Source organism: Methanofastidiosum sp. (assembly GCA_013178285.1).
Taxonomy (GTDB): domain Archaea; phylum Methanobacteriota_B; class Thermococci; order Methanofastidiosales; family Methanofastidiosaceae; genus Methanofastidiosum.
Window position 1 is genome coordinate 1 of the sequence record JABLXD010000024.1, and the last position, 26,167, is coordinate 26,167.

A 26,167-nucleotide genomic window follows, 5' to 3' on the forward strand; every position below is an offset into this window, starting at 1 on the left:
TTGAAACAAGCCCTCTTAGGTCTTTTCCTTCGGCATATGCTGCATAAAGTTGGTCTGAAACTGATTTTTGATCTTCCCTTGTCCTATCTTTACCAATTCCCTTACTCATTAATCTTGATAGAGAAGGAAGAACGTCTATTGGGGGGTATATACCCTTTCTTTGGAGATCTCTTGACACAATTATTTGGCCTTCTGTGATATATCCCGATAAATCAGGTATTGGGTGAGTTATATCATCACCGGGCATCGTGAGGATAGGAACTTGAGTTACTGAACCATTTTTTCCTTGTACTCTTCCAGCTCTTTCATAAATAGATGCTAGATCTGTATACATGTATCCTGGATATCCTCTTCTACCCGGTACTTCTTCCCTTGCAGAACCAATCTCCCTAAGAGCTTCGCAGTAATTAGTCATGTCGGTCATGATAACTAGTAAATGCATATCATAATTAAAAGCTAAAAACTCGGCAGTTGTTAGTGCTATTCTCGGAACAATGAGTCGTTCAATTGAGGGGTCAGAAGCGAGATTTAAGAAAACAATTCCTCTTTCAAGCGCCCCAGTTTTTTCAAAATCATTTATGAAATATTTTGCTTCCTCTTCTGTTATACCCATTGCGACAAATATAACTGCAAAACTTTCTTTACAGTCCAACACTGTGGACTGTCTTGCTATCTGTAAAGCAAGTTGGTTGTGGGGCAATCCTGATCCTGAAAATATTGGAAGTTTCTGACCTCTAATTAAAGAATTCATTCCATCTATTGCAGAAACTCCAGTTTGGATAAATTCATGGGGTGGTGCTCTTTTATATGGATTTATTGGAAGGCCATTTATATCTAATCTGGCCTCAGGTACAACTTTTGGCCCTCCGTCTAATGGATCTCCAGAGCCAGAAAATATTCTGCCAAGCATGTCATGAGAAACAGGAGCCCTTAAAACATCTCCAGAAAATTTAACAAACGTATTTTTATCAATATTTCTAGTTCCTTCGAAAACTTGGACCACTACTTTGTCCCAAGAAGTATCTAAAACTTGTCCCCTTTTGACTTCACCATTGGGCAAAGTAATGCTGACATGCTCACCATATCCTATATTTTCAGTTTTTTCCAAGAATATCAAAGGCCCAGTTACTGAAGTAATCGTCTTATATTCTTTCAATGGATCAGGCCTCCCCCATTAATTGCTTGAATTCCTTGGCCATACTTTCGTTTATTGAAGCAATCTTACTCTCAAAATCTTTTCTGTATCTTACCTTAGATATTTCTGACCTTGACTCAAGTTTCAATAATTTATCTATTTCAATTCCGTTCTCAATTGCATCATTTCCAAGACGTGAAAATCTTATAATTGCATTCAATAAAGCAAACTGTCTTTTTAAATTGTGAAATTCGTCTACTTCATGATAAGAATCTTGTTGCAAAAAAGTTTCCCTCAACATTCTTGAGATTTCCAATAAAAATTGTTGGTCAGGAGGTAAAGCATCTGCACCTACTAATTGAACAATTTCCTGCAACTCTGCTTCTTTCTGCAATATTTCCATTGCTTCTGCCCTCATTCTGTCCCAATCTACTGAAATATTAGTTTCAAACCATTCTTTTAATGAATCATAATAAAGTGAATAAGATTCGAGCCAGTTAATGGCAGGGAAATGCCTTTTTTGTGAAAGATTTGAATCAAGAGCCCAGAAAGTTTTTGTGATTCTAAGAGTATTTTGTACTACCGGCTCAGAAAAATCTCCCCCGGGAGGTGAAACTGCTCCGATGACAGTTACCGATCCAATTTTACCTCCTAAAGTGATTACTCTACCTGCTCTTTCATAAAAGCTTGAAAGCCTTGAAGAAAGATAAGCAGGATATCCTTCTTCACCGGGCATTTCCTCTAGTCTTGAAGAGATTTCTCTCATTGCTTCTGCCCACCTAGAAGTAGAATCTGCCATAAGAGCTACATCGTACCCCATGTCCCTATAATATTCTGCAATAGTAATGCCAGTATAAATTGAAGCCTCTCTCGCAGCAACTGGCATATTAGAAGTGTTGGCTATGAGCACAGTCCTATTCATCAGTGGTCCACCGGTCACGGGATCAACTAATTGGGGAAATTCAGTAAGGACATCAATCATTTCATTTCCTCTTTCACCACATCCTATATAGACAACAACTTTAGTATCGCTCCATTTAGCGAGCTGTTGTTGAGTAACGGTCTTACCACTTCCAAATGGCCCTGGAATTGCAGCAGTGCCTCCTTTTGCTAATGGGAATAAGACATCTATGATTCTTTTACCAGTAACCAAAGGCACTGTTGGCATCATTTTTTCTTTAAAAGGTCTTGGAACTTTAACAGGCCATCTTTGGTACATTTTTATTATTGCGCCATTATCAAGCTTACATAATATTTCTTCTACATTATAATTGCCATGTTCTAAGATCTCAATAATTTGCCCAGAAATATTTGGGGGCGTCATTACTAAATGCTTGGTATGTTCATTTTCATTTACATATCCTATAGCTTCTCCATAATTTACTTTGTCCCCTTTTTTCTTTATAGGGAAGAATTCCCATTTCTTTTCTCTATCAATTCCGGGTGCTTCTGCACCTCTTTTAATGAATTCTCCCATAATTTCAGATAATTTTGGCAAAGGCCTCTGGACGCCATCATAAATTGAACCAAGTAATCCTGGGCCCAAATCTACGGATAATGGAACTCCAGTTGTTACTGCTTCATCACCAGGTTTTAATAAGGAAGTATCTTCATAAACTTGGATAATTGTTTTATCTTCTTCAATTTGGATAACTTCTCCAAATAAACCTTCTTTACCTACTCTGACTAGTTCATTCATTTTAGCATCAAGATGTAAGGCGGTAACTACCGGCCCCGATATTCTATAAATTACTCCTTTACTAACCAAATTAATTACCCCACAGGTCAACTCCTATTACGTGCCTTATTTTATCTCTTAATATGTCACTTAATTTCTCACCTAACACTATAACTGTAGGCTTTAGAGATGTATCAACTCTCAACTTTGTTTTTGTAGATAGATTTTTGTAATATTCTGGTTGAATAATAATAATTCCTATTTCCTTATCCTTAAACATTTCAGTAAGATTATCTTCAAATTCTTGTTCATTTGCAATGCTTCTATTCTTTTTTATTCCTAATAATTTGAATCCCAACACAAATTGGTCGTCGCCTATAACTCCAAATTCCATTAAATCACCAAGCTATCTTGGATAACTTCCTTCTCAAGATTCGAGGCTATTCCTCTCGCTATCTTTCTGATGTTATCAACTTCAATCTTTTTGAGATAAATATAATGAAGGATAGGGATAATAGAAAGGTGCTCTCCTTTTAACTGCTTTTTTGCATATTGCATCAGGAAAATTTCTAAAGATTCTTCTACATTGAAGAGAGTAGGTTCAGAAAAATGTTTTTCAATTATATGGCCATACGGCGTTTTTTTAATTGAGGTTAAGAAATCTTGATTTGAGGATCTTAATAAAAAACTTAGTTTATTTGCTTTAAAATATAGGCCGCCATCAATTACATTTTTTTCTTCTTCATCGAGTGTAAATCCATATCGTCTCATTCTCATTATATTTTTTAAATTAATTATATCTATTTCCATTTTTACAAAATTAAGAAAGAGGGATTTTTTATCTTTCCGGAATTTTTCAAGAACTTTTGTAAAATAATTTTTATAAAGTTCTGATTCTATATCTGCCATCTCTTTTGTTTCGTCCAAGAAAGAAAATTGTTCTAATTTCTTTAATCTCCTAATAACGTCTTGATAACTAAGGAATTTAGTTAGTGATTGAATAAAAGAAAAAGGTATTTCACCTATAGGTATGAGTGTTTTTTCAATCTCTTTATCAGATACTTTAGCAAATTTTCCCCTTAAAATAGAGATAATGTTGTGGACATCCCATCTCATAAAAACTGCAAATGCATAATTTGCAGCTTCTTTGCCGGCCATTTTTAAGAGTTTGTTGTATGTATTTGCTAAGTTCTTGTTTAAAGAACGCTCTATTAGTTCAACTCCTCTAAAATGTTTTGATAAAGAATCTATTTCTTCTTTATATTCAACTTCTCCGAGAAATCTAGATATCTGCGAAAAGTCCATGTTCAAAAGTTTCATATAAATATCACTAGTTAGAATTTTACTTTCCATTGCTCTTACGCGAGTATTAGCGTAACTATAATTAGTATCCCCCAAATCAATTTTAGAGAATATTGCACTCGAATCCATACTTAGCCTCGCCAAATAAAATATCTCTAATTTCTCTGATGTCATTATTAAAAACTGTAGATACAATAGATTCAAAAGTAAATTCCTCTCTTATTTTTCCAGACAAATCTTCAGTTAGAATACCTCCAATACACTCAATGTTTCCTCTGTAGCGTTCTCCAACTATTTTTTTAAGAAAATCTTGATCTTGTTTATTAGAATATATGTATTCTAAAGTTGTAACTGATAATAGTTTCTCTAATAGTTTATTTCTATCTTTTAAATCCAAATCCTTTAGATTCTTTTTTACATTTGCCAACAATTGCTCGAGGATATCATGCTCCATTCTTAGCCTTTTTCTTTTTATTTCTAAATTAGTTCTTGAAGTTTCTGTCTTAGCCATAAAGGTAATTCTTTCTTTTAGATTTTCTTTCTTTTTTAATTTTAAGTTATCAATTGTTCTATTTACTTCAGATAGTTTTTGTTTTCTTTTATCTTCTAGCTGAGTTTCATAGTTCTTTGCTACTTTTTTTGCATCTGCAATTACTGCATTGGCTACTGAACTTACTACCATCATATGCCTCCTAAAGTAGTTGTGGCAATATGACGAATAGTAGGACTAATGCTACTGTAAGGCCAAAGATTACTATGGTTTCAGGAATTACTGTAAGTACTAATCCCTTACCAAATAGTTCCTCTTTCTCTGCCATTGCTCCAATAGCCGCAGATCCTATATTTTTCTCTGCCCATGCAGCTGCAATCCCTGTTACTCCAACTGCAATTGCAGCACTTATAACTACAGCTATAACTGCTAAATCTGCCATCTTATCACCTCGTCCATTTTTTTATATACCAAATGGTTTAAATTTTATACCTCCACCTTCATAAAATTTAGTGAAAAATTCTACATAGTGTAATCTCAAGGCATGTAAGAAACTTGCCAAAATGCCCAAAATTATATTTCCTACATGACCACCTATTAGAATTAAATAACCTAAAAGGATAAATACTCCGCCTTTTGGAAGAACGATATCTACTACTATACTATTTATAACAATCGCGATACCTACTGAAGAAAGTCCTATGGCCATAAGCCTAACATATGAAAGTATATTACTCATTATACCAAATATTTCTATAAGGCCTATGAAACCCTCGCCTAAAACAAGTAAGATTACCGAAATCATTAAAAGAGCCCCTCCAAAATACATTAAAACATTTGTGAATGAAAGGCTCAATGCAAAAAACACTATAGATATTACGAGTATAATCCAACTTCCCTTTTCTAGTATGGCTTCTTTTACACCGTGTTGTTTTAATACATTGATGAAACCAAATGTTAAACCAAGTAATACATGCACAATCCCTATAGAGATTGACATAATGAGAACGGGCATGAAATCAACTATCCTATCAATAATGGGTAAACTTATGCCAAATATCTCTTCTATTCCAAAGAGGCGGAATATATCGAATCCAAAAAATTCTCCATCTAAGAACCCAAATGCAATTGTATATATACTGGAATATTGTAATATCCCTAGTAACATATTCCATCCTTCAGTTTTAAACTTCATTTTCAGTATTGAAGAAAACAGAAGTATAGTTAACCCATATCCAATGTCACCAAGCATTATCCCATAAAAAAGAGGAAAGGTGATAAATATTGCAAATGTCGGATCTATTTCAGTGCTTTTAGGGTATTCGAATAGATCTAGCAATAATTCAAATGGTTTTACAGAAGAAGGATGTTTAAGTTCAACAGGAACAGATTCTTCATCACTATATTTTACTTTTTCTAAATGAATCCTGTCCCCATATTTCTTGTCTAAAGTAGTATGGAGGGAAGAATACTTAGATTCTGGTATCCATCCTTCTACCATGAAGGTATTTTTTGTTGTGGTAAACCTTAAGGGGGCTTCCATTTTTTCTATTTCACTGGAAAGTAAATCCTCATATTGTAGGAGAAAAGAGGATTTTTCTTTAATGATTTGATCGAGCTCTTTTTTGAGATTGTTTCTTTTATTTTCCAAATCGGTTTTAGAGGATACAACCATATTTAAGGATTTGAATAAATTCTTTTCAAGCCCGATTTCTTCTAAATCTCCAACTGATTTTAGTCTGTCTATCTCATTAATTATAGAAGTTAATTTTGATATTTTCAGATTTAAGACTTTAAGTTGATTTTCAGTCTGAATAACTTCTGTTTCTAATTCTCTGGATATATCTCTCTTTGAGTATGTCTTTTTTAAATTCTGAGGCCTAATATCAAATGTACTAATCAATGACCTAAGAGACAATAAAAGTTCAGAAAATCTTGAAACTTCACCTAATGGTTTACCAATTTGAAATGTTTCGTCTTGTTCTTTAAAATCTACAATATGAATTATCTTTAAGGAATGAAGAATTTCTATAGTATCCTTCATGAGGTCTTTCGTACCAACAATTGCAATTTTAGTCATTCTTTCGGTCGATAGCATCTATGTACCTCATAAATTTATCAATGATAAATTTAATCGCTTCTTCCTTTTTTACAAGAGCCTCTTCTCTTATTTTTTCGATTTCCCTAGTACCTTCAGATATCGCCCTTTGTTTTTCCATTAGGATTCTATCTGTTTCAAGTTTAAGTTCATTTGATAATTCTTTGTCTAGCTCTTCTTTCTTTTTTTCAAGTAGAGATTCCATTTCTTCATCAAGTTCTATTAACTTTTTCTTATATTCCTCTTCAGCGTCGGCAATAATCTTATTTGCTTTTTCTTCTGCCGCTTTTAGCTCTCGAAGTATCTCTTCTTTTTCCATCTAATCACTACTTGATAACTTACTTTAGCTAAGAAAAAATCCTTTATATATTTTTTGATATTTAATTGGATTCTTTATGCCAAAAATGATTATTTTTTATAAATGAGGCATATAAAATAAAATAATAGTGTAATAAAAATTATGCCAAACCTTCTTCGATTAATGACTTTTTAACACGTTCAATGGCTCTAATTACATCTTCTTCAGACTTTGCACCAGTGCAGACTACTTTTCCACTTCCAAATAGTAGTAAAACTACCTTTGGTTCTTTTAATCGATATATAAGTCCAGGGAATTGCTCGGGTTCATATTCACAGTTTGGAAGAGTTAATATAATGTCATCAAGATTCAGTTTCATTTCTAAATCTCCAGATGCAACAATATTCTGTACAACGATATCTGGCTCTCTTTCCATTGGAGTACCGTAATCTTTCAAAATTTCAATTATTTTGAATATGGCCCTTCTAGATTCTTCTGGGGATTTAGCTCCTGTACAAACAAGTTTGCCACTTCCGAAAACTAAGGTAGCAGTCTTTGGTTCGTCAAGTCTAATTACCATCCCAGGAAACTGTTCTGGTTCATATTCAATATTATCTAAGGAACTTGCAGCTTTAACTAGGTCAACTCTATTAAATAAGTTAGCAGAAGTAACAACGTTTTGGACAGTCATTTTATACTTACCTAATTTAGATTCGGACAAAGAATACCTCCAACAGTATAATATAATTTATAAGGAGTAATTTATAAATGTATTTATAAAAGTTGTGTAATGTGACCTTTCCTCCAAAATTAGCGCCATAAATTGAAAAAATAAAAATCAAATCTTAATTTTGAGATATTTTTTAGCTTTTTTTTCAACTAGAAAGACCATAATTGATTTTAGAAAGTCCCCAGGTATAAAAGGAAGTCCACCTACTAAAAAAGCTTTTTCTAGAGGCATTCCTGTAATAAAAGAAAGCCAAAATATACCTATTGCATATATGGGAATTATCGATATTATAAGTCCTAAGAATCTAAACTTATTATTGGCAAATTTTTCATAGAAAAAACCGGCCAAATAAGCGCCTGGTATAAATCCAATGAGGAATCCACCTGTAGGCCCCAACAATATCCCAATCCCTCCACTGAAATTATGAAAGACTGGAGCACCTATTGCGCCCAATCCAAGATATATTACCTGACTAAGTGCCCCTAATTTCTTTCCTAAAATTGATCCTGAAAGCAAAACAAAAAATACTTGAAGAGTCAGGGGTACTGGGTAAAATGGAATTGAAATAAATCCCCCAACTGCAGTAAGTGCTGCAAATAGGGCGATAAGAGAAAGTTCTTTGGATTTGAGCATTAATACACCCATTGTAAACTTAATTATTTTTTTAGTTTACAATCGATTTAAAAAGTTTTCTCTTGAGATTCATAGATTTCATATACTCTAGAGAGGTTATCAGAATCATAGGCGTCTTTATCATCTCTTATTCTTAATACTCTTGGAAATCTGAGTGCAAAACCACTTTCATATTTTGGAGAATGTTGAATTTCATCGTAAAGAACTTCCACGACTATTTTTGGAACTAGAGTTACTGTTTTACCCTTTTCTTCAATAATCAATGGCGTAAGTTGTTCTGTAATTTCAGTAAAGAGATCGTCGGAAAGCCCTGTTGCAACTTTTCCAATAGGCAAAAATTTACCTTCGTCGTCTCTTATACCAAGAAGTAAGGAGGATAGCCATTTTTTTCTTCGGCCTTCTCCCCATTCAGCGCCTATTATGACTAAATCTAGTGTTTCTAAGGTACGTTTAATCTTTAACCATTTCTTTCCTCTTGCGCCAGGTTGGTATTGGGATAAATAGTCCTTTATCATAATACCTTCGTGGCCTTCGGCAATAGATTTATTGTAGAACTCTTTGATTTCTGAAGGATCTTTGGATATTTTATTTTCTGCCATTTTTACAATCTCGGATTCTTTTATCGAAGAGATCAAAATATTTCTTCGTTCTTTTAAGGGTGAATCAATAAGCGATTTATTTTCAATTAAAAGGCAATCAAAAAGAAAAAGTTTTAGCGGTATTTTTTCAGAAATCTCTGAAATTTGATATTTTCTCCTGAGTCTCCTTAGAACATATTGAAATGGGGCTATCTTTCCATCTTTGTATGCAACTACTTCCCCTTCACATATTATAGTTTCAGGAATTAAAGTTATTTCAAGTTCGGATAAAACCTCAGGCAATGCTTCTGTAATATTTTCTAGACGCCTAGAAAATATTTTTATTTTGGCACCGGATTTGTGTACTTGGATTCTTGCCCCGTCATATTTTACTTCCATTTCCGGTTCCTCTATATCTTTTAAGGCTGATTCAATGGACCCTGCTATTTGGGCAAGCATGGGTTTCAATGGTCTACCTACAGTTACAGTTAATTTTGATAGTTCATCTGCTCCTTTTTTAGAATAAAGTGCGATTAATCCTAAATCGTTTGTCAACAAATATGCTTTTTCAACTTCTTTTCTAGGAATTTCAGAAAACTTGGATATAGCATCTAGTATTATGCCTTCTGCAGCTCCCGTCCTCATTTGTTCTAGAATTGTCCTAGAAAGGTATCTCGCTTCAACTGGCGATGCTGCTGAAAAGAGTTCAGAAAGATATTTAATTTTTTTATCTTGAGAACCTTTACCCCCATATGCAGACACTTTTTCAAAAAGGTCCATAAGATATATTATATCAATTTTTATGTCAAAGAATGTTTGTTGTTTTTTTTGTTCTATTGCCTTTTCTATCCCCTCACCAAAGTCTCCGGAAGAATATACATATTCTTCAATTTTTTTTTCTGCTATTCCTGTAATCTTCGAAATAACTTTTAAAAGAAGTTTTGGGCCGATCCCTAATTCCTTCTCTGTCCATTTAGGGAATACATATCCTGCTAATAGTCCAGTTACAAAAGGGAGAACATCATCAGGAACTACTAAAAAGAAATTAGATAAAATATCCCTCTTCTCGAGTTTAGAAGAGGTCGATGTCAACTTTTCATATACTTCGACAAGCTCTTTGTAGAGCATTTAATAACCTCTGTAATTAAGATATGAAACTGTGACTAATATTGAAATATATGCTCCAAATATCATTTCTAATATTGGGATACCATATATAATAAATTTACCTAGTAAATCTGCTGAAAAAAAGTAATACAAGATAAATGAAACGGACATCGGCGTAAAAAATAACAAAAGAAACGATAAGATGAACAGGAAAAATGAAGGTAGTGTATAATGTAACGATAATATTATACTATTTTTTACTGCTTTGAATGGAGACAGATTATCTATTATTATTGAAGGGGACACAAAAAAGAAAAAAGGTGCAAGAAAGAATCCCATTAAGGTAAGGATGGGGTGCACTGCATAAAACAAAATTCCTGTTAGGAATACTATAAATGCCATTATATTTACGAAAAGGACTTTTAATATCTTTGAATATGCTTCTTTTATTGAATTAGTATAGTTTTTTTTACCGATAGTTGCAAAATCTCTCAATATGATCGAAGAAAGATTAAATGCAAAGATCATGAGGATTGAATAAATCAATAATGCAATTATTATAAATATCGCCCATCTATATACAAAAGCTATGACTTCGCCTCCTGATTGGAAAGATAAAAGGCCTTCGCCCAGATATTGGAATAGGTATGAAGTTATTAATATATAAAATAAAGTTGGAATTAAGAAAGGTAGAAGTACCTGAATATTAAAACTCTGACGTGAAACAGAGAAAACCTCCCCTAATGAAAGTTTGGGCATAATGAAACAGTAAAATATTGATTAAAAAACATTTTGGTTACTTTAGAAGCAAGAAAAATAGGAGCAATACTATCAAAAGTAAAAATCCTATAAGGATACCGCCATAGAGCAGTATATTATTAGTAGAACTTATACCTTTAGAGGATTCAAGGAGTTGGGTGCATTGAGATATATAGTCTTCACAGGCGGAAACCTTCCCAACATCTCCTAAATTATTGAATTCAGCGCTTGCTTTTTGGAAATAAGACTTTGCATTCTGGTAATCCTTTGAAGAAAAGTAAGTTTTACCCATATCAAAGTAGTCTATGGCCTTTTTGTAATTATCAATTTTTAACATGTTGCCCTGAATCAAATTAACTTTTTGATTGTCCCCTAGTCTTTGATATATCACAAGAGCATTATTAAATGCAGAATATGCTTTGTCAAAGTTTTCTTCAGAGAAATATTTATTTGCTTCTTCGAGATAATTTTGGGCTTCTACGTAATTATTTGCCTTTCCAATCATTTCCTCTGCTTTTAGTGCTGCATCAAAATCTTGTTTATTTAATGAGGCTGTTTTAGCATCTTCAAAATATAAGATGGATTTCTGATATTCTCCCATATCAAAGAAATATAATCCCATCTCATATGAGGATCCTGTGTTCAGGAAAAGTTCACATTTTTGAATATAGCCATCTGCTTCTAGAACTTTGTTTGTATTTTTATCTTTTTTATATTCTTCTCTTGCTATTTTAAAGTATACAAGGGCATCCCGATAATCCTCATTGTTAAATGAGTTCATGGCCTGACTGAAATACATATCTGCCTTATTTGCAGCCATCATGTTTTCATACCCTGAAATCGCATTAGAATAATCTGCTAAGACTAAATCAAGCGTTCCATTGTGGTCCATGTCTTTTATGACGACATATTCTGTCATGTAATTCTGGGTAGATTGCCATAAAAGGTGGCCACCCCCATCCAATAAAAATATCTGACCATAGGCTTTATTGAATCTATATGTAGAGGAAGAACCTGCAACTATCTCCCCATGACCATCCTCATTAAGATCTGATGAATGAACATTTGATAATGCCATACCCAAATTACTTTCCCATACTCTTGCACCTGTTTTATCAATTACATAGAGTTTCTCTCCAGCTGCAATTACTTCAAGATTTCCATCTCCAATAATATTTGCCACTATAAGATCTGAACCCTGTTTTATTGGATAAAGCCATAATAGATGGAGGGTACCTCCCTCTTTTGTATGGAAACAGTATACATATTTTTCAGATAATGCAATGATTTCTATTTTTTCGTCACCTACTTGATATTCGCTGCCATTATCAAGATTAGTGGCAATGACTTTCTTGATAGCCATGCCTGCACCAGTTATGTAAGAGTGCGTCTTAGTCCAGTTAGGCGTAGTTGATGAATTATAATCGTAAATAGAAATATTTCCTTCGCCCGAGATATTTTCACCTCCTGTGATAATCTCTCTTTCAATGTCAGAATCTAGATTTGCAGAAGTGATGCTATTAAGAGGCTTTGATGGTTTTGCGATTGTTGAAAAAATATAATCATAACTATCATAACTAATCATACTTGCATTGACACCTGCCAATAAAGCAACTTCTTTACCTTCCCCAAATATATCTGCAGACTTAATCTCACTTATAGGTACAGATTTGAAATATTTTTTAGATATACCTTGTTCGGTAAGGATATAAAAGTGGGACTCTGTCAATAACAAAATATCGTTTTGACCATTGCCGTTGAAATCAATTCCATAAGCGTCTTTTGGGTAAAATCTAGCACCAGGAGGGTGTGAATCAGTTATAGAAGCCATTGTACTATCTACATTGCCTATTTCTTTATTCCAGATTACCTCGCCATTATAGTTCAAAAGATATATGTAACCATTTTCGTAGGATTCACCTCTTTTAAATCCAGTTGTTACTAGAAGTTTACCTACTGAATCTTGTGAGTAATCGATTAACCTCGTTGACATTATCATGTCGCCTTTGGGTTTATTGGTAAATTTCAAGGACATTTCACTAGCCGAAATGACAGACAAAAAAATCAATATTATAAAAAATACAGGGATGATTTTTGATTTTTGAATATTTAAAAATTTTATTTTAGCCGTATTCATGTTTTAATGACCTCTATTATTCAGCTAATGATAAACCTAAATATCAGTATTATTAGTTATTATTGCTATACTAATATATAAAGTTTTCCCTAATAATAATAGACAATGAGAAAATTAGAAATTAAATATTGTTAAACAATACTAAAAATAAAAAATTAATTTAATCGTTATTTAGAAAGGAACTTTTAGATTGTATTTCTTCCTGTTTTCTATTTTCTTTTTACTTCTATTCTTTTTAATTTTTGAAAGTTTTTTCACAAGTTCTATATCTACAGGTATTTTATCTTCCTTTCCAAGTTCTAAGTACCCCTCTTGAACTGCTGCTTCAAAGGTCTTCTGTCCCGTTTTTGTTCTCACAATAACTGTGTTCCATCCTTCAGGTGCGCCAATTGAACCAATTGATATATCGGAGAGTTCTGCAGTAAAGTCTGGGCAAATCGAACAACTCTCTTGTTCGTACTCTCTGACTATGTCAATAGGGATCTTCTGTATATCTCCTGAAACAGAGTAAATCACATAGTTTCCTGCGCCTATGTCTACTTTGTATGTATCTTCAGCCCTTATTTCACCTAACTCTTCCATCATCTTTATCATTGCATTGTATCTAAAGTTGTGAGTACAAAATAATCCTACTCTGAGAGAGATCTTATCAATTACGCTTCTAAGGGACAATGGATATATCTCAAGTTTTCTAACTGCTTGATGAACACAAGGTAGCCCCACTATTGCTATATTTTTTAGATAATTTGAAGTTGCGGCATCTTTTAATATGTTTAAAGTTGGACAGAGATTGTAGGTTGTTCCAGTTGTTTCAAGTAATTCATCATAATCAGTTACAAGAGCGGACCTTGCAAGCCAGTATTTCTCTTTATCCTTCCCACCTGTTAAAATTCCATCAATTATACGTGAATCGAGACAGTAATTCATAAGTGCTGTCGTTGTTCCGCCACTTTGCGCATTTTTTAATATCTCTTGATTGGTAGCTCTTACAGTATAAATTGACATATATCTGCCAAGATATTCATCAATGGAGGTACTTTCATCTTTAAATACAGTTTCATTTATGTAGTCTAATGGCATGTAGCTTCTAGGGCATTGGAATCTGCACTCCCCACATTTTACACATATTTCATCTCTTAAGACAGGTTTTCCTTCAATATCAGATAGCGCTAATGTAGGACATACGGCTGTGCAAAGTCCACATGATATACATAGTGCTCTTTGAGTAATGTATCGGATATTAATCTCGGAATTTTCTTCAATGTTTGTGAAAGCTTGAAGATATTTCTCATCATTTCTTAAGAAGGCATCGAAAAATCGCTCTATGATCTCAGGGCTTGGTGGGCAGCCGGGTATTGCATAGTCAACTTTTACCAATTCACTGATTGGTAAGAATGCATCTGTTTCGGGCATAGGCATCTGATTTCCAGCAGAATGCATTAGAATACCTGTGGTAACGGCACACGCACCTAAAGCTGCAACTTTTTTTGACCTTTGCCTTATTTCGGTTACAAGTTTCATGTGTCCTTTTTCAATTGTTCCTACCGCCCCCTCAAAAACTGCCAAGTCTAGTTCTTCGGGAGGTTTTCGAGCGTCAATTACAAGAGGATAGTATTTTACATCGTAATCATTTAGGAAATCAGAAATTTTTCCTGTGTCTAAGTGAGACAAAAGACATCCAGAACAAGAAGCCAATTGAAATACGCCAACTTTTGGTTTCATTGGGATTCCTCCATAAAAGAATTAATGACACTTTGAACTTTACCAAATGCATTTTTGACCTCTGTGTTCATCCTTAGCTCCATATTGTTTGGATCTACATTTCCCTGAACCAATATCAGCTTAACGTTAGAAGAAAAATTACAAATTTCATGAGGGATATTCATACTGTGGGAAGATTTTATGAATCCTTCAGATTGTACTTCTTTTCCATCTAAGACTAACACATCACCAAGCTTTCCTTTAAAATCTCCGCAGTCTATTATGTATAAGTTTTTTATTTTATGTTTTGAGGAGTTAATAAGATTCAAAAAGGGAGATATTCCGGATCCACAGTCTATAACGGCAAGATTATTATATTTTTCTTCAATTTTTTCATCTTTTAGTTTTTTGACAAATTCAGTGCCAAATCCATCATCACCGAAAAGAGGATTCCCACATCCTAATATGAGATTTTCTTTGTCCAAGTATTCCATTACATGTACCTCCTTTCGAGTATTTTGCCATCGGTATCCTTAACTATTATACAGTGAGTTGCACAATCAAGACAGGGATCGTATGATCTCATAATGACTTCAGCATACTCCTGAGGTGAACCTTCTATAGCCTTTCCTATTGTTGGAATATTCCAAGTTGTGGGAGATATTATTCTATAATCCCTCATAATTCCATTTTGATCAGTTTTGGCCATATGTATTAAAGTTCCTCTTGGGGCCTCATATACCCCTATACCTTCTCCTTCTTTTACAGTAATATGGTCTGGTTTTGTCTTGCCATTAACATCTAGTTGGTCTAAAAGTTCTTCAGCCCTATAAACCATAACTAACATTTCTCTTGCTCTCGCAACATTGATGTAGAGTGCTGAATCCCCCGAGAATCTTTTGAATTTTATGAATCTTGCTCTTGGACCAGTTTCAACAGTTTCTCCATAATAAAGAGGGATCATAGTATTCGTCATTCTTCCTTCTTCCTCTTTTCCATAAAATCTAGAAGGTATTACTTCTCTGATTGCTTCAATGTTAATTTCGTTCCTATCTCCATAAGTCATGTGTGTAGCCAAGATGCTTGAATTAGATATTCCAATATTATTTGGTAAGTTCTCAAGTTTTTTTTCTATTGTTTCTATAAACAAATCTTTTTGTAAATGTGCATTTTTTTCATATTTTCTTACAAGCCTATACAAACTTGCAGATGCTCTCTGACTTATATTTTTATTAAATCCACCTACGCAATAATTAGAAGGATGAATAGCTTCTCCTCCTACAATATCTTTCATTTTTTGACCAATTCTTCTCAATTCTTGGATTCGTTCTATGGATTCTTTTTTAATTTTCTCATCATCTATTATGTCATTAAGAATTAGAAATTGGTGAAGTGCATGATCTTGCATTTTGCTTGCAAGACCTAAAATTTCCCTCAATATCAATGCGTCCTGGGGTATCTCAAGTCCAAATGCCCCTTCAATTGCTTGGCATGATGCTTCTGCATGAGATATCGGGCAAAGCCCACATATCCTCATTGAGGCCTTTGGAGTAAATTCATAAGTTCTGCCCAAAGTCAATGACTCGAAACTTCGTACCATTGTCGTCGAGATATAATATGCTCTTTCAACTATTCCTTCCTCATCAACATGAAGAACAAGTCTTGCATGCCCTTCATGCCTAGTTGTTGGGTCAAGGCTAACAATCCTCTCCCCTTTGCCTTCCATATTATTCCTCCATAATATATATTCATTACATTTGTATACATTTAAATATTGCGGTAATAAAAAATAAAATATTTGGTTAAAAACCAATAATAATAAAAATAGCCGGATATTACTTGTTTTCTAATGTTGATTCTAAGAATTTCTTCAATTGAAGATAATCGTTTTCTATTCTTATAGGGCATCCTTGTCTTCGGTCAACATCCTTCATTGCTTCTGGAAGCTCTGGTTCAAATCCGAGTAATGATTTTATTTCCTCAGGGAATTTTGCCGGATGAGCTGTTTCTAAAGAAATGCTTAGGCCGTAGTCTCCATTATCATGATAGTATGATTCAAGCCCTGCCCAACCGACTGCACCATGAGGTTCTAGAACTACATTATATTTGTCGTATACATTCTTTATTGTGTCTCTTGTTTTTTGGTCTGAAATACTTCTAGAATAAATATTTTCTTTCATTTTTTTGATATCAGGGTATTTGAAAACTTTTCCAGATTTATCAACTGTTCCCCCATATAATTCAAAGAATCTAGCCAGATTTGAAGGATGTCCAACGTTCATTGCGCTTGATATACATGCTTTAGATGGAGAAAGTTTTTGATAGTTCCCATTACCTAGATATTGGGGAAACTCATCATTTTCATTTACTGCCATTATTAGCCTATGGAGGGGTAATCCCATTCTTCTGCCAAATTCGCATCCAAGTGAATTACCAAAGTTTCCGGAAGGAACGGACACTAGGAATTTCTCCCCTTCTTCTGACTTCTCGAGATAAGAGTAAAAATAATAAATCATTTGAGGAAGTATCCTCCCTATATTAATTGAATTTGCAGATGTTAAATTAAATTTTGCCAAGTCATTGTCCTGGAAGGCCATCTTTACAAGATTCTGGCAATCGTCAAATTTTCCATTTACGGCAAGTGTTGTAACATTATCCCCTATTGTATCAAGTTGTTTTTTCTGTCTCCCAGATACTTCACTTTCAGGATACAAAATAAATACATTAATTCCACTTACGCCTTTGAAAGCTTCTCCAACTGCGCTGCCTGTATCTCCAGAAGTTGCAACTAGTATATTTAGTTGTTTTTTCTCATCTTTTAAAGCCCCCATTAAACGCGCCATCATTCTAGCGGCAAAATCTTTAAAAGAAGCAGTTGGCCCTTGGTCTAGTCTTAGAACATATTTTCTATCATAGACTTTTTCAATTGGAACTCTAAAATTATATGCTTCTTTGCATAGTTTGAGTAGATGATCTGATTCTATATCTACGTAAAGAAATTTTTCTAAAATTGCGTGAGCTACTTCAAAATACCTTTTACCCCTTAGATCTTCAAGTTCGCCTTTTGAGATATAAGGTATCCTCTCAGGCATAAATAATCCCGCATCGGGCGCCTGGCCCATCATAAGAGCATCTTTGAAACTAACAAGGTCTTTAAATGGAATAAATCCCGCCTCATTAATATTCCTATTAGTGCTATAATATTTAATTCCACCCATAATTTATGCATTTTCTATACAATTTATAAACTTTATTCAAAATTAAAAGATAAAGGAATAATATACTTACAAAGAAGAATAATATAAAAATAAAAGATGTTTATGGCTCAAGTCTTCTTCTGTCGTGAGGGAATAAAACCCCTTCTCTTATATTCTCAAGATTTAGCATTTGCATAATGAGCCTATCTATACCAAGACCAAACCCACCATGTGGCGGCATTCCAAATCTAAATGGTTTTAGGTATGCTTCAAATGAAGAAACAGGGAGTCCTTTCTCTTTTATTCTTGTTCTAAGAACTTCAACATTATGAATCCTCTGACCGCCGGAACTTATTTCTACCCCTTTATAATCCAAATCAAATGCTCTTGCTACATCTCCATCAAAGTTAGTGTAAAATGGTTTTGTTGATAATGGGTATTTTGTCAAGAAATAAAGATCATCGCCATATTTTTCTTTAACAATATTTCCTAGTGCCTTTTCTGACTCTGTGCCTAAATCTTCACCGTGATGAACACTAAATCCACTTTCTTGTAGAAGAGTAATAGCTTCATCATAGTTTACTCTTCTAAAAGGGGTAGAAGGAACATTAACTTCTATTCCCAATAAAGAAAGTTCTTTCTTTCTATTACCACTTACAGATTTCAATATATGAGAAACTAAATTCTCAAGTATATACATTACATCTTCTTCATTTTCTATAAATGACATTTCTATATCCACAGCATCAGATTCAGAAAGATGTCTTCTTGTATTTGATTCCTCTGCTCTGAAGTAGTGCGCCATTTCAAAAACTCTGTCCATTCCTGTAGCCATCATTGTCTGCTTATAGAGTTGAGGAGATTGGGCTAGAAAGGCTTCCCTCTCAAAATAGGATAGTGGGAAAAGTTCTGTTCCACCTTCAGTTCCTGACGCACTTATTTTTGGTGTCTGAATCTCAATAAAGGATTGACTCAAAAGGTATTCTCTTGCAGCACTCAATATTTCACTTCTAATCTTGAATATTGCAGTTACTTTTGGTTTTCTTATATCCATGAATCTGTTATCGAGTCTTGTGTCAATATCTGCATCAACTTTCTCTGAGGGATCAAGAGGAAGACTTGGCTCTGCCATGTTTATTATTTCTATTTCACTGGGTATTACTTCAAGTCCGCCTGGGGCTTGAGGAGAAGATTTAACATTTCCCTTAACTGCAATAACCCATTCTCTTCCTAGAGAATCCATTAATTTAAAAATTTCTTCTGAAACTTTCTTTTTTGGAGCGGTAATCTGGGCAATTCCCTCTCTGTCTCTCAATAAAATAAATTTAATTCCACCTAAATCCCTTCTCTCGTGAACCCACCCGGAAAGAATAACTTCTTCGCCATCTTTTAAATTATCTGAATAACATGTTCTTTTTAGCATTTAAGTCACCGTACATAATTTATCTTTAAGTAATTTTATTGTTTTTGAAGGCTCTGCCCTTCCTTCAGTTTCATTAACAACTTTACCAAACAAAAAGTGTAATGCATTTTCATTTCCAGATTTATAATCTTGAACTGCTTTGGGATTATCTCCCAGTATTTTATCTATTATTTTGAGTAATGTATCTTCGGAACTTATCTGATAGAAGTTCTTTTTATCCATAAGTACAGGTATTGCTTCGCCTGTATCCACAGCATCTTCAATAATCCATTTGGCATTTTTAACAGAAAGTTCTCCTCTTTCGATAAAACCTATCATATCAGAGATATGTTTAGGTGTAATTTTTGATGTGGAAACAGATAAGTTCTTTTCATTTAACCTTCTTTTAAGTTCAGTTGCACACCACTTACCAGCTTCAAGGGGATTTGAATTCTTCGCAGATTCTTCAAAGAAATCTGAGAGGTAAAGGTCAGATATTAACGCGTCCACAATTTCCTCACCTAAGGAATATTCTTCCATGAATCTCTTCTTTTTATTATGGGGAGATTCTGGCAATACTGATTCAATTTCTTGGAGCCACTCTGGACCAATATAAATTGGAACTAAATCAGGGTCAGGGATATATCGATAGTCTGCAACCGTCTCTTTTTTTCTTAGAGTTTTAGTTATCATACTGCCTTCGTCGAAATGTCTTGTCTCCATCGTTATTGTTCCGCCCCTCTGTAAAACTGCTTTCTGTCTGACAATTTCATATTTCAGCGCTTTGTATACACCTTTGACAGAGTTAACATTTTTTATTTCGATTCTGTTTCCGCCCATTATGGAAATATTAACATCTGCCCTAATAGAACCTGATTCTCCCCTTATAACGCCTAAATACTCAAGAGATAACAATAAATCTCTCAAAAATTCTCTTGCATATTCGGGGGATTTAATATCAGGAGCAGTTACTATTTCAGCTAGAGGTACTCCACACCTATTAAGATCAACTTTACCTTCTCTTAGCTCATATCTGCCGGGGTCTTCTTCAATATGAATTTCCCATATACCGACGCCCATGAAGATACCGTTTGCTAATATCGGCTGGGAGGTTCTCTGATAATTTGAAGGTAAGTCGGGATAAAAATAATGTTTTCTTTGGACATAGAAAGGCTTTTCATGGGGCTTGCACCCTAGAAATAAACCTATTTTTAGAAGATTTTCTAAAGCTTTTTCATTTACTCCCATTGGTTTTGATCCAGGTTGAGATGTACATATGGGACAAATATTATTATTTGGAGATGAACTAATATAATCTGTTGAACACTCACAAAATATCTTCTGCTCAGTCTTTAGTTGAACATGTATCTCAAGACCTATTTTTAAATTCAAATCTTTGTATTTATCTTCATGAAGCTGCAATTACATTCCCCCACAGGCTATTTCTACAGCTCTCATGCCCTTTAGTAATTTAGTTTCAGATAAACTATCTGCATGAAGTTGTAATCCTACAGGAAGGCCATTTAATTCACCGACAGGCTGACTTGAAGCACAAATACCTGCAAGATTTGCACTAACAGTAAGTATGTCTGAAGAATACATAGCTAAAGGATCGGATATTCTTTCCCCTATTTTCCAAGGTAATGTGGGCATAGTTGGCCCAATTAGTAGGTCATAAGAATGGAAAATCCTTTTAAAGTCTTCTTTGATGGCACTTCTAGCTTTGAGAGCTTTTGTATACCATCGGCCTCTAAATTCTTCCATGGTAATAAAAGTTCCAAGAAGGACTCTTCTCTTCACTTCTGTCCCCATAGATGTTTCTCTTGTATTTGAAACAGCTTCTACTATATCTTGGCCCCCAACATAATGGCCATACTTAAATCCATCAAATTTTGACATTGCTGATGAGAACTCACTGAAGACGACTAAATAATAGATTGGTATAGAGTATTTTATATTTGGAAGGGATACTTCTTCTATTATGGCACCTTCAGATTCTAAAATACCAATTTTGTCGAGTATCATGCTTTTTATTTTTTCATCAACGCCTTCAAAAAACTCCTTCGCATAAGCAATTTTCATATTTTTGATATCCTTATCATTAAAATCTTCAACTGCTTTGAGGTATGACTTATTACTTTCAACGGTTACAGTATCCCGGGGATCCTTACCAGAAATAATATCGAGTAAAAGGGCAATACCATATGTATCTTTTGCAAAGGGCCCTGGACCCTCCAAGCTCATTGCCATATCAGATAGTCCATATCTAGATACTAGACCATAACTTGGTTTAAATCCATATACGCCACAAAAACTTGCAGGACATCTTATTGATCCGCCTGTATCGCTACCTATAGAAAGGTCAGCGAAATCTGCTGCAACTGAAGCGGCACTCCCTGAAGAACTTCCTCCAGGCACATAATCAATATTTCGAGGATTTTTTGTTGGACCAAAGTGAGAAGAAGTTCCATCGGACCCACATGCAAACTCGTCCATGTTGCATTTACCAATTATAATTCCATCTTCTCTCTTGATTGATTTGATAATAGTTGCATCATAAGGGGCAATATACTTCTCTAAAACTTTTGATCCACATGTCATTCTAAGATCAGAAACTGCGATATTATCTTTAATAGATATTACAAGTCCGGATAGTTTTCCTTGATTCCCTGCATCTATCTTTTTCTGTATCTCCTTAGAAGACTTTTCTGCTTCTTCAATCCCCAAAGTAATAAAAGAATTTATTTCCTTGTCTCTCCTTTGGATATCTTCAATTTTTTTATGAAGATGCTCTTCTACTGACTTGGATAATAAATCCTCAATAAGGTCTTTAGTAAACATGATATCACTGAATCAAAGATTCCTTGGAACGACTATAAAATCATCTTCTTTTTTATTGAAGTTATTTTTTATGTCGTCAATTTTATTGAAGGGTTTTGGTTTTGAATCTTTTCTTAAAACGTTAACATTTTCTACCACATAATACAGTTCTTTTTCGCCAACATTTATCTCATCGACTACAGAAAATTCTTCAAGAATTCTCTCAAATTCTTCTCTAAATTTTTCTTTTTCTACTTCAGAAAGCTTTAATCTAGCAATTTCTGAAACTCTTTCTATAACATTATCCTCAATAATGGTTTCTACCATTTATACCCCTTCAAAATTTAAAGTTGTTGTCTTAAGATTGCATATAAATGTTTCTCTTATAATATGGCTAAATTAAGTCTTTAAAAGCCTTAAGAATATCAACATCCCTCAAAATACCAATAAGTGCATTGTCATCTCCAATGACTGCAATATATCTTGTTTCTTCTTTTTGAAACATTTCAATTGCCTGCGATATCGGTAGGTTTTGACTAATAGTAGAATATCCTTTTTTTAAGTAGTTTGAAACTGGTTTATTGGGCAAGTAAAAATTACTAGTTCCAATTAATACTGAAGATTTCCAGTTCCAATCCCAGTCATCGCCAGATTCACCTTTTGTTGCATCTGATTCTGTAACTCCACTTATTATCTCCCCAGCTCTTATCAAGTCTGTAGCGTCTAATAATCCTACGAATTTACCATCGTCGTCAAGAACACCAAGAAATGAAACTTTAAAGTTCAACATTATTTTTGAGGCTATATATGTGGGGGTTTTTTCCCAAACACTCATGAAATAGTTATGATCAACGAAATCAGATATCAAGTTTTTTATTTTATATTTTTTATTTATTAAGGGAAATATTTCCTTTAGAGATATAATTCCTATGACATTTCCATTTTCAACTACCGGCAAATAATAAAAGTCTCCACTTAAAAACGATGAGAGGGCTTTTTCAATACTATCCTTCTTATTTATAACTGGAACATCTCTCCTCATTATTAGCGCAAGTTGTTCTTCTTCAGGCTTTGAGAGGATATCACTCATAGTTATTATTCCGAGGAACACATCACTTCCTTCTTTTAATGCAATTAATTCAGAAATATCATTTTTCTTCATTGTCTCTATTGCAAGTGCCCTATCGCTAGGTATGCTGAATTTTAAGAAATCTCGTCTAATAATACTCTCTAAAGTCATTTTATTCCCTTCTTTACGATAAATTTATATAATGGATAAACTTTTTTTTGTTAGTGAGTTTATGGTAAAGAGAAAATCGCAGGCTATGGGGGGAGCAATGCCGGCAACTGGTGCCGGACTCATCAGGTATTTTGATGAAGACGAAGGAGGATTAAAAATCCGTCCTGAAGCAGTAGTTGCAATCTGCGTTGTTGTTATAGTAGTTGGTGTGCTTTTACAGATTTTTGGGGCAGAACTCTTAGGATTTTAATATATATTAATTTATTTAATCCTCTTTTTTATATTCTTTACTAAATCTTTTGAATGGATTTTCATCACTTAAATTTAATTTTGGCTTTTCACATTCATCAGTAGGGGTTTCGTTTACAGGCATAGTTGTTTCTTCAATTTTATTTTGTTCTTTAATTTCACTATCTAAAGTTTCTTCTTCTCCAAAAAGTGTAAATTCATCCTTCATTATTTCTTCGAACTTTTTTTGTTTTTCTAGATCTAGTGTTTCTTCTATTTCCTCCTCAACTGGTTTGTACGAACGTTCTGGATTTACAAATTGGGACGATTTAGGTGTGGTGTTATGATTTTCAATTTGTTGAATGAATCTTCTAGATCCCTCTACTTCCCCTTCTAACTTTGCACATTTTAGTCTTAATTCACTAAACTCTTCTTCCATTTTTAGCAATTTATTCAATTTAAACTCAAGTTCAGATTTATCCTCTTTTAATACTTTTAATTTTCTCAAAGAATTTTCTAACTCATCGTTTAGCTCATTGAGTTTTAATTTTAAGCTGTCATTTTCTGCCTTGTACATCTTAGCTTTTTTTATCTCTTCTAATGGAGGAAGTTTTCCCTTTGAAACTATAATGCAATCTTTTCCAACAGATACAATTTCATCTGATACTATTGTTATCTTTGTTTCAAATCTCAAAAGTTTAGATTCTGAACGGGAAAGTCCATAACTTTCGGCGCTCTGCCCGAGTTTCATGTGAATAAGAATCTTACCTTCAACCATCTCAATGTCGACATTTTTTACAAATCCTTTTATCGTACCAGAAATATCCACCAATAGCTTATTAGTAAATTGACCTTCAGCACCGGACATTAAATCCATAAATACCCCTCATTAATTGTTAGAATATAAGATTTATAGGAGAATATATTATTTAAACTTATGGTTTATTTTTTCTAAAATTCATCTATCTTAGTTTGTTTTAATCCTCTTTCTTCATAATCTTTTCCAAATATAATTGCTTCTGAAATTTTTTCACCAACTGCTTTTCTTATGGAAGGTAAATTATCAAGATTTAACATTTTTCTATTTGTTATGCCTTCTTTGTATAACCTTCTTGCTCTTATTCGCCCAATGCCTTTTACTTCAACTAGATCCATTAATTCTTCTCTTATTCCATATTTTACTCTTGTCCTTAACTTTGTTATTTCTGAAACGTTTCTCCTAAAAATATGACTTATTCTTTCTAAGGAATATAGTAGCCAATCCATATTATCTCTAAGTCTTTGTAAATCTCCTTCTCCGATTCCATATTTTAAAACTAGTAATTCTTCTTTTTCTTCGTTAATCCAATCATGAAACAACATTGCAGTTTTAAATTGAGATATAAAAAACTCAAATTCTGCTTCTTCGTAGGAATAATCAGGTATATCTACAATAATTTTTTCCCAAAATTCTGATAGTAAATCATGATATGATTCAAATTCTTTTTTTCTTAGATAGAGTGTTGGCATATCTGGAGTTGAACATAAAAGATTTAATATCCCTATATCGTTGAATTTATCCCTTAGTATACCGTCCCTCATTATTATTGCAGATTTAGGGTCAATATACAGTTTTGAAACAACAGAGCCCAAAGGTGTTGGCGAAAAATCTTTTTCTAAAAAACCGTTTTCAATCAAAAAATCAAGGGTATTGTCTACCATCGGGAAGATTAATTCTGGGTCTTCCTTAAACGCATAAAATGTTCTATTGAAAAAACTGTGAAGATTTTTCCTTTCTTTAACAAATCCTGATGCAATTAGTGAAAGAATGTGAGCTCTTAATCCTCCCTCAGTCGCTAATTTTGAGGATATGGGTAAAGGCTCAGACTCGATATATTCTTTGAATAAAAAATTTTTTTCTTCTTCTCTTTTTGCAATAAGTATTGCTTCTCCAGTAGAGTCGTATTTTGGCCTTCCGGCTCGACCCATCATTTGGGTAATTTCGATTCTAGGTATTTTTACTGAACCGAAATTAGAATCAAATCTGAAATAATCTTTTATTATAACTCTTCTTGCAGGCAGGTTGACTCCTGCTGCAAGTGTTGGAGTTGCCACAATGACTTTTAATTCATTATTAATGAAAAATTCCTCTACTTTTTTTCTATCTTCGGAAAGTAATCCTGCATGGTGGAATCCTGTCCTGTGTTTATACAATTTTTCAAGTTTCTTACCGGAACTAGTATCCGAAAAATTTCCATCTTTATTTACAACAGAGAATTTCTTGGCAATTTTTTCTGCTGTTGATTCTGCAGATCTTCTACTATTTACAAATATTAATACTTGGCCACTTTCATTTATAGAATCTTTAGAAAGTTGATAAAGTGGATCCTCTGCAGAGTCAATGTTTTTTTCTTCACTATCAAAAAATATTTTTTCATTTAGAAGAACTCCTTTCTTTAAAGGCACTGGCCTCCAATCAGATTTTACAAGCGTTGCATTTAGCCATGAAGCTATTTCATCAGCATTTGATATTGTTGCAGACAAGCCAATTACCCTTTTATCTGATAACTTTGAAATAACTATCTCGAGTGTTGGGCCCCTATTTGGAGAATCAATAAGATGAATTTCATCATAAATAACTAAAGAAAAATCGTT

The 26,167-nt window shown here is 33.7% G+C and carries 25 protein-coding genes; 1 reads left to right on the forward strand and 24 read right to left on the reverse strand.

The genetic code is table 11. The annotated features are described in order from the left end of the window. The 22 genes from HPY60_08100 to HPY60_08205 form a co-directional block, all read right to left on the reverse strand. Window positions 1–1,156, reverse strand: a 1,156-nt coding sequence (locus tag HPY60_08100) for a V-type ATP synthase subunit B (GenBank protein ID NPV51137.1), incomplete at its 3' end; no start/stop codon positions are given. A 4-nt stretch (window positions 1,157–1,160) separates the two neighbouring features. Further along, window positions 1,161–2,903 (reverse strand): V-type ATP synthase subunit A, encoded by a 1,743-nt coding sequence (locus HPY60_08105; GenBank protein ID NPV51138.1) that lies wholly within the window; start codon window positions 2,901–2,903, stop codon window positions 1,161–1,163. A gap of 1 nt (window position 2,904) precedes the next feature. Continuing rightward, window positions 2,905–3,207 (reverse strand): hypothetical protein, encoded by a 303-nt coding sequence (locus HPY60_08110; GenBank protein NPV51139.1) that lies wholly within the window; start codon window positions 3,205–3,207, stop codon window positions 2,905–2,907. Next, a complete protein-coding gene (gene ahaC / locus HPY60_08115; GenBank protein NPV51140.1) occupies window positions 3,207–4,244 on the reverse strand; it encodes an ATP synthase A1 subunit C in 1,038 nt (345 codons plus the stop codon). Before ahaC ends, HPY60_08110 begins: the two co-directional genes overlap by 1 nt. Next, window positions 4,219–4,797 (reverse strand): hypothetical protein, encoded by a 579-nt coding sequence (locus HPY60_08120; protein ID NPV51141.1) that lies wholly within the window; start codon window positions 4,795–4,797, stop codon window positions 4,219–4,221. The genes ahaC and HPY60_08120 overlap by 26 nt, the downstream gene beginning before the upstream one ends. A gap of 10 nt (window positions 4,798–4,807) precedes the next feature. Then, window positions 4,808–5,047 (reverse strand): V-type ATP synthase subunit K, encoded by a 240-nt coding sequence (locus HPY60_08125; protein ID NPV51142.1) that lies wholly within the window; start codon window positions 5,045–5,047, stop codon window positions 4,808–4,810. A gap of 21 nt (window positions 5,048–5,068) precedes the next feature. Continuing rightward, window positions 5,069–6,685, reverse strand: a complete 1,617-nt coding sequence (locus HPY60_08130; protein ID NPV51143.1) for a V-type ATP synthase subunit I — start codon at window positions 6,683–6,685, stop codon at window positions 5,069–5,071. After that, complete coding sequence (locus HPY60_08135; protein ID NPV51144.1) at window positions 6,678–7,022, reverse strand: hypothetical protein; 345 nt, start codon at window positions 7,020–7,022, stop codon at window positions 6,678–6,680. The genes HPY60_08130 and HPY60_08135 overlap by 8 nt, the downstream gene beginning before the upstream one ends. A 139-nt stretch (window positions 7,023–7,161) precedes the next feature. Continuing rightward, window positions 7,162–7,692 (reverse strand): TATA-box-binding protein, encoded by a 531-nt coding sequence (locus HPY60_08140; GenBank protein NPV51145.1) that lies wholly within the window; start codon window positions 7,690–7,692, stop codon window positions 7,162–7,164. A 147-nt stretch (window positions 7,693–7,839) separates the two neighbouring features. After that, entirely contained in the window at window positions 7,840–8,376 is a 537-nt protein-coding gene (locus HPY60_08145; protein ID NPV51146.1) for a biotin transporter BioY, read from the reverse strand. Between the two features lie 35 nt (window positions 8,377–8,411). Beyond that, complete coding sequence (locus HPY60_08150; GenBank protein NPV51147.1) at window positions 8,412–10,070, reverse strand: ATP-dependent DNA ligase; 1,659 nt, start codon at window positions 10,068–10,070, stop codon at window positions 8,412–8,414. Further along, window positions 10,071–10,808 carry a hypothetical protein gene (locus tag HPY60_08155; protein ID NPV51148.1) on the reverse strand — a complete coding sequence of 246 codons (738 nt, stop codon included), beginning with the start codon at window positions 10,806–10,808 and terminating at the stop codon, window positions 10,071–10,073. A 37-nt stretch (window positions 10,809–10,845) separates the two neighbouring features. After that, window positions 10,846–12,843, reverse strand: coding sequence for a tetratricopeptide repeat protein (locus HPY60_08160; protein ID NPV51149.1), 1,998 nt, complete (start codon window positions 12,841–12,843; stop codon window positions 10,846–10,848). Window positions 12,844–13,116: 273 nt separating this feature from the next. Next, window positions 13,117–14,667: a 4Fe-4S binding protein gene (locus HPY60_08165; GenBank protein NPV51150.1), complete on the reverse strand. Its 1,551-nt coding sequence runs from the start codon at window positions 14,665–14,667 to the stop codon at window positions 13,117–13,119. Next, the gene (locus HPY60_08170) at window positions 14,664–15,140 is read right to left on the reverse strand and encodes a hydrogenase maturation protease (protein ID NPV51151.1); all 477 of its coding nucleotides are present in this window, start codon (window positions 15,138–15,140) and stop codon (window positions 14,664–14,666) included. Before HPY60_08170 ends, HPY60_08165 begins: the two co-directional genes overlap by 4 nt. After that, window positions 15,140–16,372, reverse strand: coding sequence for a coenzyme F420 hydrogenase subunit alpha (gene frhA, locus HPY60_08175; GenBank protein ID NPV51152.1), 1,233 nt, complete (start codon window positions 16,370–16,372; stop codon window positions 15,140–15,142). Before frhA ends, HPY60_08170 begins: the two co-directional genes overlap by 1 nt. 109 nt (window positions 16,373–16,481) lie before the next feature. Further along, a complete protein-coding gene (gene thrC / locus HPY60_08180) occupies window positions 16,482–17,864 on the reverse strand; it encodes a threonine synthase (GenBank protein NPV51153.1) in 1,383 nt (460 codons plus the stop codon). Between the two features lie 100 nt (window positions 17,865–17,964). After that, window positions 17,965–19,266, reverse strand: coding sequence for an aspartate--tRNA(Asn) ligase (aspS, locus tag HPY60_08185; protein NPV51154.1), 1,302 nt, complete (start codon window positions 19,264–19,266; stop codon window positions 17,965–17,967). Continuing rightward, a complete protein-coding gene (gatB, locus tag HPY60_08190; protein NPV51155.1) occupies window positions 19,267–20,667 on the reverse strand; it encodes an Asp-tRNA(Asn)/Glu-tRNA(Gln) amidotransferase subunit GatB in 1,401 nt (466 codons plus the stop codon). It abuts the gene before it with no gap. Further along, on the reverse strand, window positions 20,668–22,086 hold the full coding sequence (gene gatA / locus HPY60_08195; GenBank protein NPV51156.1) for an Asp-tRNA(Asn)/Glu-tRNA(Gln) amidotransferase subunit GatA: 1,419 nt from the start codon (window positions 22,084–22,086) through the stop codon (window positions 20,668–20,670). 12 nt (window positions 22,087–22,098) lie between these two features. Next, window positions 22,099–22,392: an Asp-tRNA(Asn)/Glu-tRNA(Gln) amidotransferase subunit GatC gene (gene gatC, locus HPY60_08200; protein NPV51157.1), complete on the reverse strand. Its 294-nt coding sequence runs from the start codon at window positions 22,390–22,392 to the stop codon at window positions 22,099–22,101. A gap of 67 nt (window positions 22,393–22,459) precedes the next feature. Then, a complete protein-coding gene (locus HPY60_08205) occupies window positions 22,460–23,305 on the reverse strand; it encodes a CBS domain-containing protein (protein NPV51158.1) in 846 nt (281 codons plus the stop codon). A 31-nt stretch (window positions 23,306–23,336) separates the two neighbouring features. Between HPY60_08205 and HPY60_08210 the strand changes: the two genes are divergently transcribed. Continuing rightward, window positions 23,337–23,555, forward strand: coding sequence for a preprotein translocase subunit Sec61beta (locus tag HPY60_08210; protein NPV51159.1), 219 nt, complete (start codon window positions 23,337–23,339; stop codon window positions 23,553–23,555). Window positions 23,556–23,570: 15 nt separating this feature from the next. On the opposite strand, the gene HPY60_08215 is transcribed toward HPY60_08210, so the two are convergent. Both HPY60_08215 and HPY60_08220 read right to left on the reverse strand, forming a co-directional pair. Beyond that, window positions 23,571–24,410: a hypothetical protein gene (locus HPY60_08215; protein NPV51160.1), complete on the reverse strand. Its 840-nt coding sequence runs from the start codon at window positions 24,408–24,410 to the stop codon at window positions 23,571–23,573. A gap of 74 nt (window positions 24,411–24,484) precedes the next feature. Continuing rightward, window positions 24,485–26,167 (reverse strand): hypothetical protein (locus HPY60_08220; GenBank protein NPV51161.1); only part of this gene is annotated, 1,683 nt, incomplete at its 5' end.

What these genes read in the sequence shown, in the direction of transcription:
- HPY60_08110 (NPV51139.1), bottom strand. Translation starts at nt 3,207, where the DNA reads ATGGAATTTGGAGTTATAGGCGACGACCAATTTGTGTTGGGATTCAAA.
- ahaC (NPV51140.1), bottom strand. Translation starts at nt 4,244, where the DNA reads ATGGATTCGAGTGCAATATTCTCTAAAATTGATTTGGGGGATACTAAT.
- HPY60_08120 (NPV51141.1), bottom strand. Translation starts at nt 4,797, where the DNA reads ATGGTAGTAAGTTCAGTAGCCAATGCAGTAATTGCAGATGCAAAAAAA.
- HPY60_08125 (NPV51142.1), bottom strand. Translation starts at nt 5,047, where the DNA reads ATGGCAGATTTAGCAGTTATAGCTGTAGTTATAAGTGCTGCAATTGCA.
- HPY60_08130 (NPV51143.1), bottom strand. Translation starts at nt 6,685, where the DNA reads ATGACTAAAATTGCAATTGTTGGTACGAAAGACCTCATGAAGGATACT.
- HPY60_08135 (NPV51144.1), bottom strand. Translation starts at nt 7,022, where the DNA reads ATGGAAAAAGAAGAGATACTTCGAGAGCTAAAAGCGGCAGAAGAAAAA.
- HPY60_08140 (NPV51145.1), bottom strand. Translation starts at nt 7,692, where the DNA reads ATGACTGTCCAAAACGTTGTTACTTCTGCTAACTTATTTAATAGAGTT.
- HPY60_08145 (NPV51146.1), bottom strand. Translation starts at nt 8,376, where the DNA reads ATGGGTGTATTAATGCTCAAATCCAAAGAACTTTCTCTTATCGCCCTA.
- HPY60_08150 (NPV51147.1), bottom strand. Translation starts at nt 10,070, where the DNA reads ATGCTCTACAAAGAGCTTGTCGAAGTATATGAAAAGTTGACATCGACC.
- HPY60_08155 (NPV51148.1), bottom strand. Translation starts at nt 10,808, where the DNA reads ATGCCCAAACTTTCATTAGGGGAGGTTTTCTCTGTTTCACGTCAGAGT.
- HPY60_08160 (NPV51149.1), bottom strand. Translation starts at nt 12,843, where the DNA reads ATGTCCTTGAAATTTACCAATAAACCCAAAGGCGACATGATAATGTCA.
- HPY60_08165 (NPV51150.1), bottom strand. Translation starts at nt 14,667, where the DNA reads ATGAAACCAAAAGTTGGCGTATTTCAATTGGCTTCTTGTTCTGGATGT.
- HPY60_08170 (NPV51151.1), bottom strand. Translation starts at nt 15,140, where the DNA reads ATGGAATACTTGGACAAAGAAAATCTCATATTAGGATGTGGGAATCCT.
- frhA (NPV51152.1), bottom strand. Translation starts at nt 16,372, where the DNA reads ATGGAAGGCAAAGGGGAGAGGATTGTTAGCCTTGACCCAACAACTAGG.
- thrC (NPV51153.1), bottom strand. Translation starts at nt 17,864, where the DNA reads ATGGGTGGAATTAAATATTATAGCACTAATAGGAATATTAATGAGGCG.
- aspS (NPV51154.1), bottom strand. Translation starts at nt 19,266, where the DNA reads ATGCTAAAAAGAACATGTTATTCAGATAATTTAAAAGATGGCGAAGAA.
- gatA (NPV51156.1), bottom strand. Translation starts at nt 22,086, where the DNA reads ATGTTTACTAAAGACCTTATTGAGGATTTATTATCCAAGTCAGTAGAA.
- gatC (NPV51157.1), bottom strand. Translation starts at nt 22,392, where the DNA reads ATGGTAGAAACCATTATTGAGGATAATGTTATAGAAAGAGTTTCAGAA.
- HPY60_08205 (NPV51158.1), bottom strand. Translation starts at nt 23,305, where the DNA reads ATGACTTTAGAGAGTATTATTAGACGAGATTTCTTAAAATTCAGCATA.
- HPY60_08210 (NPV51159.1), top strand. Translation starts at nt 23,337, where the DNA reads ATGGATAAACTTTTTTTTGTTAGTGAGTTTATGGTAAAGAGAAAATCG.
- HPY60_08215 (NPV51160.1), bottom strand. Translation starts at nt 24,410, where the DNA reads ATGGATTTAATGTCCGGTGCTGAAGGTCAATTTACTAATAAGCTATTG.